This window comes from Asanoa sp. NPDC050611 (genome assembly GCF_040654855.1).
Lineage (GTDB): Bacteria > Actinomycetota > Actinomycetes > Mycobacteriales > Micromonosporaceae > Asanoa.
In genome coordinates, this window is sequence record NZ_JBFAIU010000241.1 from 1,719 (window position 1) to 11,794 (window position 10,076).

At 72.9% G+C, this 10,076-nt stretch carries 12 protein-coding genes and 1 pseudogene; 6 read left to right on the top strand and 7 right to left on the bottom strand.

Annotated features, from left to right (window positions below):
• Positions 1 to 255: pseudogene (locus tag AB0H87_RS29145) on the top strand (hypothetical protein); the annotation flags it as partial.
• Here AB0H87_RS29145 and AB0H87_RS29150 read toward each other — a convergent pair.
• Positions 252 to 911 (bottom strand): pyridoxamine 5'-phosphate oxidase family protein, encoded by a 660-nt coding sequence (locus tag AB0H87_RS29150; protein ID WP_360152485.1) that lies wholly within the window; start codon positions 909 to 911, stop codon positions 252 to 254. The pseudogene AB0H87_RS29145 and the gene AB0H87_RS29150 sit on opposite strands and share 4 nt — an antisense overlap.
• A gap of 119 nt (positions 912 to 1,030) precedes the next feature.
• On the opposite strand from AB0H87_RS29150, the gene AB0H87_RS29155 reads away from it, so the two are divergent.
• Positions 1,031 to 1,450, top strand: a complete 420-nt coding sequence (locus AB0H87_RS29155) for a DUF3883 domain-containing protein (protein ID WP_360152488.1) — start codon at positions 1,031 to 1,033, stop codon at positions 1,448 to 1,450.
• Here AB0H87_RS29155 and AB0H87_RS29160 read toward each other — a convergent pair.
• Genes AB0H87_RS29160 through AB0H87_RS29180 form a run of 5 tightly spaced genes read right to left on the bottom strand, consistent with a single transcriptional unit; the run spans position 1,422 to position 4,894 of the window.
• Positions 1,422 to 2,489 (bottom strand): hypothetical protein, encoded by a 1,068-nt coding sequence (locus tag AB0H87_RS29160; RefSeq protein WP_360152491.1) that lies wholly within the window; start codon positions 2,487 to 2,489, stop codon positions 1,422 to 1,424. The genes AB0H87_RS29155 and AB0H87_RS29160 overlap by 29 nt on opposite strands.
• Before the next feature lie 13 nt (positions 2,490 to 2,502).
• Positions 2,503 to 3,318: an NAD(P)-dependent oxidoreductase gene (locus AB0H87_RS29165; protein ID WP_360152494.1), complete on the bottom strand. Its 816-nt coding sequence runs from the start codon at positions 3,316 to 3,318 to the stop codon at positions 2,503 to 2,505.
• A 3-nt stretch (positions 3,319 to 3,321) separates the two neighbouring features.
• Complete coding sequence (locus AB0H87_RS29170) at positions 3,322 to 3,717, bottom strand: cupin domain-containing protein (protein WP_360152497.1); 396 nt, start codon at positions 3,715 to 3,717, stop codon at positions 3,322 to 3,324.
• Positions 3,714 to 4,607 (bottom strand): RNA polymerase sigma-70 factor, encoded by an 894-nt coding sequence (locus AB0H87_RS29175; protein ID WP_360152500.1) that lies wholly within the window; start codon positions 4,605 to 4,607, stop codon positions 3,714 to 3,716. Before AB0H87_RS29175 ends, AB0H87_RS29170 begins: the two co-directional genes overlap by 4 nt.
• A gap of 11 nt (positions 4,608 to 4,618) precedes the next feature.
• The gene (locus tag AB0H87_RS29180; protein WP_360152503.1) at positions 4,619 to 4,894 is read right to left on the bottom strand and encodes a sigma factor; all 276 of its coding nucleotides are present in this window, start codon (positions 4,892 to 4,894) and stop codon (positions 4,619 to 4,621) included.
• A gap of 156 nt (positions 4,895 to 5,050) precedes the next feature.
• Between AB0H87_RS29180 and AB0H87_RS29185 the strand changes: the two genes are divergently transcribed.
• Complete coding sequence (locus tag AB0H87_RS29185; RefSeq protein ID WP_360152506.1) at positions 5,051 to 7,600, top strand: DUF4062 domain-containing protein; 2,550 nt, start codon at positions 5,051 to 5,053, stop codon at positions 7,598 to 7,600.
• On the opposite strand, the gene AB0H87_RS29190 is transcribed toward AB0H87_RS29185, so the two are convergent.
• Positions 7,587 to 8,114 carry a hypothetical protein gene (locus AB0H87_RS29190; protein WP_360152509.1) on the bottom strand — a complete coding sequence of 176 codons (528 nt, stop codon included), beginning with the start codon at positions 8,112 to 8,114 and terminating at the stop codon, positions 7,587 to 7,589. The two genes, AB0H87_RS29185 and AB0H87_RS29190, sit on opposite strands and share 14 nt — an antisense overlap.
• A gap of 108 nt (positions 8,115 to 8,222) precedes the next feature.
• Here AB0H87_RS29190 and AB0H87_RS29195 point away from each other — a divergent pair, with 108 nt between their 5' ends.
• The 3 genes from AB0H87_RS29195 to AB0H87_RS29205 are packed head-to-tail and all read left to right on the top strand — an operon-like array spanning position 8,223 to position 9,978.
• On the top strand, positions 8,223 to 9,020 hold the full coding sequence (locus AB0H87_RS29195) for a class I SAM-dependent methyltransferase (protein WP_360152512.1): 798 nt from the start codon (positions 8,223 to 8,225) through the stop codon (positions 9,018 to 9,020).
• Between the two features lie 6 nt (positions 9,021 to 9,026).
• Positions 9,027 to 9,443, top strand: coding sequence for a hypothetical protein (locus AB0H87_RS29200; protein WP_360152515.1), 417 nt, complete (start codon positions 9,027 to 9,029; stop codon positions 9,441 to 9,443).
• A 52-nt stretch (positions 9,444 to 9,495) separates the two neighbouring features.
• Positions 9,496 to 9,978, top strand: coding sequence for a hypothetical protein (locus AB0H87_RS29205; protein WP_360152518.1), 483 nt, complete (start codon positions 9,496 to 9,498; stop codon positions 9,976 to 9,978).
• The last annotated feature ends 98 nt before the right edge of the window (positions 9,979 to 10,076 follow it).

A 10,076-nucleotide genomic window follows, 5' to 3' on the forward strand; every position in this document is an offset into this window, starting at 1 on the left:
GGCATGCGCCAGGCGATCCGCTCGATCAGTCTCGACCGCCCGGACGCCACCGCGCTGCTCGCGCGGGTCAAGGCGCCCACCCTGCTGGCCACGGCTGCGGACGACCCGATCTGCACGCCGGAGGACACGGCGGCCTGGGCCGCCCAGATCCCGGACGGCCGCACGGCGGTGCTGCCCGGTGCCGGTCACCTTGCTCCCCTGTTCGACCCGGCCACGGCCGACGTCGTCACCGACTTCTGGGCGACCTGCGCCTAGGAGTCCAGCAGCCGCTGCCACCACCGGCGACGCGGGGGTTCCGGTGGGGGCGCGGGCTGGGCGCGGTCGCGCGCCACGTTGAAGTAGTCGCCGCCCTTGGCGCGGGGGTTGTCCGTGCCCCAGGCGCGGTCGTGGGGGACCTTGACCAGGCGCGGGATGTGCTTTCGACAATGGATGTACGCCTCGTCGACCTCGATCCGCACCCAGCGCTCGGGCCGGCGCCCCGCGAGCGGATCGCGCGGCAGCGGCACCGCCTCGTTCTCCACGATGGTCGCCCGGCCGTTGAGGTGCAGGCCGATCGAGTCCTCGAAGTCCACGAAGAGCAGCCCGGCGTGCGCGTTGGTGGCGATGTTGCCGAGGCTGGCCATGACGCCGTTGCCGCGGTACTCGGGCCAGGCGACCTGCCGCTCGCCGAGCACGGCGACGAACCCCGGCGGCCCGGCGCGGAACGTCGCGTCGCAGTGACCGTCGCCGTCCGCGGTGGCGACGAACATCATCTCCTGCCGGGCGATGAACTCGCGCATCACCTCGTTGAGGTGGTCGAGCATCTGCGTCTCGTAGAACCGCCGCGCCCGCTCCTCGGACCCGTAGGCGACCTGCAGCAGCCGCTCACCGACCGACCCGACGCCCGTGCCGACATCCGTGGAACCCGCCATCGCCGCCTCCCCGCCGCTAGTTCCCTGGTCAGGAGGTTCGCATCACGAAACGCAGCAAGTCGCACACCTTGTGCGATCGGCCCCTGTTCGGGGGAACCGTCCGCCCGTACGGTTGCGTCATGGCGCTCGTGAGCGGTAACCGCGCGGTCGAGAACGCCGCCGTGAAGTTCGTTCTCGCCTGGGAGGCCGCGCAGGGGCGACCGTCCCGCGACACACGTGGCACGGGCGCCGCCGCCGACGTGGCGGGCGACGTCCGCAGCATCGAGGTCAAGGCCTTCGGCCAATGGGCACGCGGCGAGGACCTGTGGTTGGAGCCACGGCAGAAGGCCGAGGCCGAGGCCAACCCGAACTTCTGGATCTACGTAGTGGAGAACGTCCGGCAAGGCAACCCGGCGCTGTTCCACCTCATCACGATCGGCGGGGACGAGCTTCGGCGACTGTTGCAACGGGCGGTCGAGCGCAGCTACTACACGGTGCCGTGGCCGGTCGCCGACTACGACGCGCTCTCACTCACCCACGGGCGTGCCCGAAATACATGAGCTCCCAGATCGCGTCGTCGGTGGCCTGTTCGACCAGCCGGCCGTCGCGGTGGTGTGCGATGGTCAGCAAACCCGCGAAGCGCAGGTACGCGCCGTCGAAGCGGGCCAGGCGCGCCGCGGCGCGCTTGAGCCACGGCAGGTCCGTGGTGAGCGGGTTGCGGACCAGGTCCCGCTTGCGGTCGAAGGTGACGACATACGTGTCCGGGCCGTCCACATAGGTGTAACGGACCACCGCCGCCACCGGCTTGCCTGTTTTCGGGTCCCGGTAGACGCCCTCGCGCTCGAAGCGCGTCTTCGCCGGGTCGTCGGCGATGATCCGGCCGTCGCGGGCCAGCATGAAGATGGGGATCTCGGCGAAGCCGTACTTCTCCACGCCCGTGATGAAGGACGCGATCACCGTGTACGGGCCCGCCTGGCCCCGGCCCCAGTACCAGTCGTGGATGATCTTCTGGAGGCCGACGTTGCCCCAGTTGTGGTCGTGGTAGCCCACGCCCGTCGCCCCGTGGCGTACACCGTCCAATGTGTATGAGCCCGTCACGGTTCCCTGCGGCACCGCCGGCAGCCAGTTGAACTCCAGCCGCCCGTCCGGGCCGAAGAGCATGTGGCCCGTGGTCGGCCGCCACGCCGGCACCGAGGCGGTCAGTGTGAAGTCGACCGACAGCGACCCGGCCGCCGCCTGGATCCGGTACGTGCGCAGGTCGGAACCCGAGAACCGGTTGCCGGGACCCATCCGCACGTCGGTGCGGCCGCGCTCCGCCGACCACTGAGCCGCCGGGATCGCCAGCACGTGGTTCGACGTCGTGCCGTCCGGCAGTTCCAGGTTGACCCGCAGCTGCGGCGACAGTGGACTATTCGCCGCGCCCAGGTCCTTGTTCATGAAGACCACCACGACCTTCGCGCCGTCGTCGAGGTGGGCGTCGAAGTACCACCACTCGTACGAGCCGGCGCTCCCGTCGGTGCGGGCGCCGTCCTCCCACTCCGCCACCACGTCGGGCGCCAGCCCGAAGCGCGCGTAGTCGTCGCTCAGCACAGCCGTCATTACTCCCCCAGAGTCAGAGCGTGGCGAACCCGGCCCGCCACGACGGATACGTCGGCTCCCAGCCGAGGTCCTCGCGGGCGTGGCGGTTGCTCGCACCCCGCGCCCAGCCCTGCCGCTCCCCCTCGACCACCGGCGGCGCGGGCACGTCGACCGCCGCGCAGAACGCCGGCACCCACAGCGTGGCCGCGGCGGGTGTGTCGTCGCAGACGTTGACCGGCCCGCTCGGCCAGTCCAGCGCCGCGACCGCAGCCGCCGCGGCGTCGTCGACGTGCAGCAGGCTGCTCACGTCCGCACTCGCGGGCACCTTCCCGGCCGGCACGAGCCGCGTCATCAGCCCGCCGCGGCTGTACCACGTGTCCGGGCCGTAGAGCGTGCCGTAGCGCAGCGCGACCCACTCGGGCGCCTCCCGCACCGCGGACTCGACGCCGAGCACACCGCCCACCGAGGTCGCCCGCGCCCCAGGCGCGTGCACGTCCAGCGGCGTCTGCTCGGTCGCGGGATCGGGGCCCGGCTCGTACGCCCAGGCGATGCTCTGCGCCACGATCCGCCGCACGCCGGCGGCGAGCGCGGCGTCAACCAGGTTCCGCGTGCCCTCCCGGCGCAGCGTCGCGTTCGCGGCGGTGTCGCCGGTGCTCAGGTTCGTGAGCTGGTGCATCACCACGTCGGGCCGGGCGGCCGCGACGGCGGCCAGCACCGCGTCGCGGTCGAACACGTCGACGGGATGCGGCCCGGTGCGCGCGAGCCCGATCACCTCGTGCCCCGACGCGGTCAGCCGCGGCGCGATCCGCCGGCCGAGGACGCCGGTCGAGCCGGCGAGCAGGATCCGCATGCGTCAGGCCCCCCTCGGCGCCCGACGGTCCTTGCGCGCCTCGAGCTCCTCGGGGCTGACGTACACCAGCATCTCCTGGTCGGGGGCGCAGACCATCACGACCAGGAACGTCGTCGTACGGTCGGGCAGGTTGTTGGCGGCCTGGTAGTGGATGACGTCCCCGCCCGGCTCCCAGAACGCCTCGCCGGCCTTGATCACCCGCTCCGGCTCGCCTTCCAACTCGAACACCATCTCGCCCTCGAGCAGGTAGCCGAACACCGGTCCGGAGTGCCGGTGCGGCGGTGAGCCCGGGTCGCCCGGTGGCAGCTCGATCGTCGCGGTCATCACGTGCGAGCCCGCGGGCAGGTCCGGCGGCAGCGCCGTACCCAGCAGCTGGATCTCGTTGTTTCCGATCTTCATCGTTCTCCGTCCATCGGTTGGAAGCGCGCGAGTTTCGCGGGGTTCAGGGTGAGCAGCACGCGTTCGATGCCCTCGTCCGACGCGTCGACGGCGAGCAGCGCGACCGCCGTGCCGTCGCGCGAGGCCAGCACCGCCGGCTGGCCGTTGGACTCGACGATCTCGAACGTGAGGTCGCGGCCGAACTTCGCCAGCACGCCGACGAGGTAGCGCGCCACGTTCTCCCGCCCGATGATCGGCATGGGGGCGGCCCGGACGGTGCCACCGCCGTCGGCGTACGAGACGGCGGTCTCGGCGAGCAGCTTCTCGAGCTGGTCGAGGTCACCGGCGCGGGCGGCCGCGAGGAACGACCGCAGGAGCTTGCCGTGGTCCGCGCGGGCGACCGGGTCGTGCCGCTCCTCGGCCAGGTGCACCCGGGCGCGGCGGCCGATCTGCCGCGCGTTCGCCTCACTGGTGCCGAGCACCTCACCGATCTGCTTGAACGGGTAGTCGAACGCCTCGCGCAGCACGTACACGGCCCGCTCGACCGGGGAGAGCCGTTCGAGCAGGAGGAGCATGGCCAGCTCGACCGACTCGTCGCGTTCGGCCTGGAGGATCGGGTCGGCGGCGGTGTCGACGGGCTCGGGCAGCCACTGTCCGGGGTAGACCTCCCGCCGGGCGCGCGCGGACGTGGCCGCGTTGATCGCGAGCCGCGAGGTCGTCGTGATCAGGAAGCCGTCCGGGTCCCGCACCTGGTCGCGGTCCGTCAGCTGCCAGCGCAGCCAGGCGTCGTGCACGACGTCCTCCGCGTCCGCGACGCTGCCGAGCATCCGGTAGGCGATCCCGAACAGCCGCGGCCGTACGGCGTCGAACGCCGCCACCGCCTCCGCCATCGTCTTCTCTGGCCCCACCATGACCGCCCGCCTCATCGTTGTGCCCTGTACCGCCGCGCTCCGACGCCTACGCAGATACCCGGGCGGGGCCGGCCTACGACGCAGACCCGCACCAGGGTTCCGACGAGCCAGGACAGCGGATTGTCGACCCGGTCCTGTGCGGCGGCCGGCAGCGTGTACCAGCGGGTGTAGGTCTCGCGCACGGCCTGCTCCGCCGCGCTCGGCGAGGCGAGCAGACGGTAGGCGAGCATCCAGAGCAGCCGCCGTTCCGTGACGACCGCGCAGAAGGTGGTGGGCAGGCGGGCCATCAGCTCATCTCCCTGCGGGTTCGGTTCGCATCAGGTGGACCACGCAGGCCCGCGATTCGTGACAGGCGGACGCCTGGGGCGTTCATGCCGGTTCTTCCGTTTGAAAGCACCGCGCCGCCGCGGGCGGCCACGTTAGGCTGGCCACAGGCGGCCACCATGACCGAGATCCGCACTCCGGACCAGCGGCTTCGCGTCTTCGTCAGCTCCACGATGAACGAGCTGGCGGACGCCCGGGTCGCCGCGCGTCGCGCCATCGAGCAGCTGCACCTCACGCCCGTGATGTTCGAGCTGGGCGCGCGACCGTACCCGCCGCGCGATCTGTATCTGGCCTATCTGGCCCAGAGCGACGTGTTCGTCGCGATCTACGGCGAGAGCTACGGCACCGTCGAGCCGGGCCGGTCCGTCTCCGGGCTCGAGGACGAGTTCCTCGCCGCCGGCGACAAGCCGCAGCTCGTCTACGTCCAGCGGCCGGCACCGCACCGCGAGCCCCGGCTGGCCGAGATGCTCGACCGGGTCGCACACGGCGGCGTCTCCTACCGCACGTTCAAACACCCCCGGGAGCTGGTCGGCATCATCGGCGGCGACCTGGCACTGCTGCTCAGCGAACGCTTCGGCGCCGAGCGGGCACCCGCTCCCCCTCCCCCGCCGGCCGCCGGGGCCCGGGGCGACGCCCTGCGCCGGCTGACGGCCACCAACAGGTTCATCGGCCGCCACGCCGAGCTGGAGGCGCTGCGGTCCCTGATCGGGTCGACCCGCGTGCTCACGCTCATCGGGCCCGGCGGCATCGGCAAGACCCGCCTGGCGGTCGAGCTGGTGGCGTCGGTCGCGCCGGAGTTCGAGTCGGTCGCGACCGTCGACCTCGACCAGCTCTCCGCCGCCCGCCAGGTGCCGCCCGCCGTGGCCGCCGCGCTCGGCGTGCCCGAGACACCGGGCCTGTCACTGCTCGACGCGGTGGTCGGGTCCGTCGACGGGCACCACAACCTGCTGCTCCTGGACAGCTTCGAACACGTCGTCGACGTGGCACCGGTGGTCGCCGAGCTGGTCGCGCGCACCACCCGCCTGACCGTCCTGGTGACCAGCCGCGAGCCGCTGCACATCAGCGGCGAGCACGTGTTCGAGGTGCCGACCCTGGGCGTGCCCGACTGGTCCGACAGCGCCGACGCCGCGAAGCGCTCCGACGCGGTCCAGCTCTTCGCCGACCGGGCCGCCGCGGCCGGCGCGCACCTGACGCTCGACGAGGCCGAGGTGCGTACCATCGCCGAGATCTGCCGCCGGCTCGACGGCCTGCCGCTGGCCATCGAGCTGGCCGCACCGCGGGCCCGGATCCTCGACCTCGACGACCTGCTCGCCCGCCTCGACCGCAGCCTCGACACGCTCGGCGCCGGCGCCCGCGACCTGCCCTCGCGCCAGCGGACGCTGCACTCGACGATCGCCTGGAGCTACGACCTGCTGGAGCAGCCCGATCGCACGCTGTTCACGCAGCTGGGTGTCTTCGCGGGCAGCTTCCGCCTGGACGCGGCCGAGACGATCTGCGACGCACCGGTCTTCGACCAGGTGTCGTCCCTTGTGGACAAGGCGCTGCTGCGGCCGGACCACTCCGTGCACGGCGAGCCCCGGTTCGCCATGCTCCAGGTCGTGCGGGACTTCGCGACCGCCCGGCTCGAGGAGGAGGGCGAAGCCGAGCGGCTGCGGCAGCGGCACGCCGGGTACTTCCGCCAGCAGACCCTGGACGTCGGTGCCGCGGTCGCCGCCAACGCGAAGATCCGGCCGCTCGTGCAGCAGTGCGTCGCCGACAACGACAACTTCCGGGCGGCGCTGCGCTGGTTCCTGGCCGACGACGACCCCGACTCGGCGGTACGGATGGCGTCGGCGATCTGGCCGCTGCTGTTCACCCAGGCGCTGGCCACCGACGTCGAGGACGCGATGGAGAAGGCGCTGGCGGCCGGCGCGACGCTGTCGGCGGACAACCAGGCGAACGCCCGGCTCGTGCTCGGCATGATGGCGTTCCTGCGCGCGGACTACGACCGCGCCAAGGACGTGCTGCCGCCCGCCCGCGACCGGTTCGCCGCGCGGGGAGACGCGCGCGGGGCGGCGACCGCGGAGGTCGCGCTGGCGGTCATCGACGCACCCGACGATCCTGGCTGCGAACAGCGCCTCGTCGAGACCGTCGAGACGTTCCGCCGGCTCGACGGCGCCGGCTGGTGGCTGACGTTCGCGCTGCTCGCGCTCGGCGTGGCCCGCGTGACGACCCACCTCGTGGACGAGTCCCTGCCGCCGCTGCGGGAAGGCATCGACCGCGCCCGCGAGATGGACGACGACGTCCTCGTCAGCAACGGGCTCGTCTGCCAGGGCTGGGCGCACGTGCGCCAGGGCAGGATGGCGTCGGCGCGCCGCGAGCTGGCCGAGGCGCTCGACATGGCCGTCGCGCTCGGCAGCCGGGAGACGATCCCGCGGGTGCTCGACGCGCTCGCCGCGGTGGCGGAGCGCACGGGCGACACCGACCGCGCGGCGACGCTGTTCGGTGCGGCGCAGGGCGTACGCGGGACGCTCGGCTCGCCGGTCTGGGGCATCGACCAGGAGGCGCATTCCGAGACCGCCGAGCACCTGCGGACGCGCCTCGGCGAGGAGCCGTACCGCCGCCTCACCGCCCGGGGCGCGAGCCTCGCCCTGGACGACGTGCTCCAACTGGCGCCTAGAGCGGCGTGACCAGGATGGACCGGTAGCTAAAGAAAACCGGCACCGGCGACCCGCCCTCGGTCCGGTACTTGGCCGTGAACGTGGTGCGGCCCGGCCGGAGGTTTTCGAGGATCGTCGTCGAGGCGACCGGCTGGGTGACCGAGAACGGCACCTCCACGCCGCCGAGCGACAGCGCCGACCGGGCCGCCCGCTCCAGGCTCGGCGGGATCTCGTTGGCGCCGCTCGCCTCGAACGACATCGCGCCGGCCTGCGACAGGACGTCGACCTCCGTCGAGCCGTACGCGATGGTGGCGCCGACGGTGACCGCGCACCGCCCCGACCGCCCGATCGCCACCGTGACCGCCGGGCCGAGCGTCGCCAGGTCGACGAACCGCTCGGGATCGCCGGCCGGGTCGACGGTGGTGACGCTGTCGGCGGCGGTGGCGGGATCATCGCCGGCGGACAGCGACACGATTCCGTACGCACCCGCGGCGCCACCGGCGAGTCCACAAAGGCCGGCCAGCAGCAGCTGTCGCCGCGACATCCGCGCCAGCGTCGAGGTGGGCGGCGGTAGAGCAGCTGGCGGGTCCCCCGATAGGTCGATCATGACCATCCCCCCTGTCCGGTCGCTGTTGGTGATAGACCTTACGGAATGGTCACCGACGGTCGCGCGGAACAGCTCGCCCGGCTCGCCCGCGGCTGGGACGAGGCGGCCGAGGGATACGAGCGTTACTACGTGCCGCGGTTCGCGCCGTGGGTCGCCGCCGCGGTGCGGGCGCTCCCGAAGGACCTGCCCGACGGGCCGGTCCTGGTGCCGTGCTGCGGCACGTTCCCGGAGCTGGACGCGCTCGTGACGCAGCTGCCCGACCGGGATCTCGTCGGCATCGACCTGTCCGCGGGGATGGTTCGCCTGGCCCGCGAACGAGCCGAACCCTTCGCCCGCGTACGGGTCGTCGAGGGCGATGCCTCCACTCTCGACCCACGCTCCGCCGCCGCCGTCGTCTCGGTCTTCGGCCTGCAACAGCTGCCCGCCCCGGCGGAAGCCATCGCCTCGTGGGCGGCGGCGTTGCTCCCGGGCGGTCGCCTGTCGGTGGTCTACTGGCCGGCGCGGACGGAGGACGACGGGCCATTCGCCCGCGTCGCGGCCGTCGTCGGCGCGCACGTGGGGCGCGGTGACGGCGCGTGGGAGCGCGAGTTGGCGCCCGCCGTGACCGCACAGGGCGTGGCGGTCGAGAGCGACGAGGCGGTGTCGCATCCGATGTCCCACCCGGACGCGGCGACCTTCTTCGAGGCGTACACGCGCTCGGGTCCGTTGCGCCCGTTGGCCACCGCCCGCGGCGACGCCTTCGTCACCCGGCTGCGCGCGGAGTTCCTGCGCGACTCGCCGCCCGGCGAATGGCACCACCGCCCGACCGCCCGACACATCGTCGCCCGCCGCGCCACCGGCTGACAGACCATGTTTCGACGCTCCCGTCCCGCGTACGCGGTCGACGGTGTCCGGCCCTACCGCACCAGCGACGGCTGGGACGTCTACGACGGCGACACGCTGGCCGGGCGGCCCGCGGTGGCCGCGGCGGTCGCGGGGCTGCCGCCGGCGCTGGAGCACCTCCTGTCCTCCCTGGCCGTCTGCACCCGGGACGGTCGGGAGTGGACGGTGAGCTTCGGCGACGAGGCCCTGACCCTCTTCGACCTGTCCCATCCCGGCAGCGACGCCTTCGAGCGGGCGCTGTCGGCGGCGGCGTGGACCGGCCCGGTCGAACGCGTCGACCGGGCGGTCCTCCTGTTCACCACGAGGGACGTGCCCACCGCGGACGTGCTGCTCGCGCGCTGCGTCGGCGTCTGCGGCGAGGTCTTCCGCCGGAGCGGCACGTAAGGGCGCGACGAACGGGGTTGCGGAGATCAACTCCGGCCGGGACACTTCCGGCGTGCAACCGTCGCAGACCGAGCCGACCCCGCCGGGTTCCCGCTGGACGTGGGCGGGTGCCCTTGTCGGGCTCGTGCTCGCCGTCGGCATGTTCCGCGTCACCATGTCGGCGCGCGACGACCCCGCGGCGACGCCGAGCCTGCCGGCCCTGCCGATCGTCCTCGGCAGCTTCATGGTCTCCGGCGCGGTGGTGCTCGGCGGCTCCTTCACGCCGGACGGCCATGGCGGCTGCGCCGGCACCGGAGCCCGGGCCGACGTCGTCGAGGGCGCCGCCGTGGTGATCACCGGCGCCGGCGGGTCGGCTGCCACCGGGGAGCTGGCCGTCCCACAGGCCCTGGACGACGGCACCTGCCGGTTCTCGTTCTCGGTCAGTGACGTGCCGCTGGGTCCGACCGACTACGGGATCATGGTCGCCGGCCACGACGTGGGCCGGAAAACCGAGCAGGAACTGTCCGGCGCGCTGGTGACCATCCGCCTCGACTAGGCCCTGTTTCGTATCTGGGGTCGAGGCGAGGCGGAGTCCAGGTGTCGGCTGGGCGTGCGGCGGCTTTGCCCGGATACCGCTGTTGTATCCGGGTGAAG

What these genes read in the sequence shown, in the direction of transcription:
- AB0H87_RS29150 (WP_360152485.1), bottom strand. Translation starts at nt 911, where the DNA reads ATGGCGGGTTCCACGGATGTCGGCACGGGCGTCGGGTCGGTCGGTGAG.
- AB0H87_RS29155 (WP_360152488.1), top strand. Translation starts at nt 1,031, where the DNA reads ATGGCGCTCGTGAGCGGTAACCGCGCGGTCGAGAACGCCGCCGTGAAG.
- AB0H87_RS29160 (WP_360152491.1), bottom strand. Translation starts at nt 2,489, where the DNA reads ATGACGGCTGTGCTGAGCGACGACTACGCGCGCTTCGGGCTGGCGCCC.
- AB0H87_RS29165 (WP_360152494.1), bottom strand. Translation starts at nt 3,318, where the DNA reads ATGCGGATCCTGCTCGCCGGCTCGACCGGCGTCCTCGGCCGGCGGATC.
- AB0H87_RS29170 (WP_360152497.1), bottom strand. Translation starts at nt 3,717, where the DNA reads ATGAAGATCGGAAACAACGAGATCCAGCTGCTGGGTACGGCGCTGCCG.
- AB0H87_RS29175 (WP_360152500.1), bottom strand. Translation starts at nt 4,607, where the DNA reads ATGGTGGGGCCAGAGAAGACGATGGCGGAGGCGGTGGCGGCGTTCGAC.
- AB0H87_RS29180 (WP_360152503.1), bottom strand. Translation starts at nt 4,894, where the DNA reads ATGGCCCGCCTGCCCACCACCTTCTGCGCGGTCGTCACGGAACGGCGG.
- AB0H87_RS29185 (WP_360152506.1), top strand. Translation starts at nt 5,051, where the DNA reads ATGACCGAGATCCGCACTCCGGACCAGCGGCTTCGCGTCTTCGTCAGC.
- AB0H87_RS29190 (WP_360152509.1), bottom strand. Translation starts at nt 8,114, where the DNA reads ATGTCGCGGCGACAGCTGCTGCTGGCCGGCCTTTGTGGACTCGCCGGT.
- AB0H87_RS29195 (WP_360152512.1), top strand. Translation starts at nt 8,223, where the DNA reads ATGGTCACCGACGGTCGCGCGGAACAGCTCGCCCGGCTCGCCCGCGGC.
- AB0H87_RS29200 (WP_360152515.1), top strand. Translation starts at nt 9,027, where the DNA reads ATGTTTCGACGCTCCCGTCCCGCGTACGCGGTCGACGGTGTCCGGCCC.